Genomic DNA, 657 nt, shown 5'->3' on the forward strand with positions numbered 1-657 from the left:
GGCTGATGTTTTCCCGGACCGACATTCCAGGCACGACGCCATCGCCCTTGCGATCTTCCGGAACATAGGCAATGCCTGCCCTGACCGCCTGGGATGGCGAGTTGATCGAGACCTCGCGTCCGTTGACGCTGACCGTGCCCTCGACAAGCCGCGACAGGCCGAAGATTGCGCGGGCAACCTCGGTGCGGCCAGCGCCCACCAAGCCGGTCAAGCCCAGTATCTCGCCGGCGCGCACTTCGAAGCTGACATCGCGGAAGCGCTGTCCGTCGCTGATATGCTCCACGCGCAACACGGACTTGCCGATCGCGGCCGGACTTTTCGGGAAGACATTGCTAACTTCGCGACCGACCATCAGCCTGATCATATCGGCAGCCTTTATGCCCTTGATCGGACGCGTCTCGATCATTGAGCCATCGCGCAGCACCGTCACCTCATCGGCGATTTCGAGCACCTCCTTCAGCCGATGGCTGATGTAGACGATGGCGATGCCGTCATCGCGCATCTTGCGCAGGATCCGGAACAGCGCCGCCGTCTCATGCTCGCTGAGGCTGGATGTCGGCTCGTCCAGCACGATGATCCTCGGCTGCGCCGCATAGGCCTTGGCGATCTCGACGAGCTGCTGCTGGCTGATAGAAAGGTTGCCGAGCCGTTCACGCG

General features: G+C 62.6%; 1 protein-coding gene. It reads right to left on the reverse strand.

Annotated elements, in window-relative coordinates:
- Positions 1 to 657, reverse strand: a 657-nt coding sequence (locus EN994_RS34205) for an ATP-binding cassette domain-containing protein (RefSeq protein ID WP_164746565.1), incomplete at both ends; no start/stop codon positions are given.

Source organism: Mesorhizobium sp. M7A.F.Ca.CA.002.09.1.1 (assembly GCF_003998555.1).
Taxonomy (GTDB): domain Bacteria; phylum Pseudomonadota; class Alphaproteobacteria; order Rhizobiales; family Rhizobiaceae; genus Mesorhizobium; species Mesorhizobium ciceri.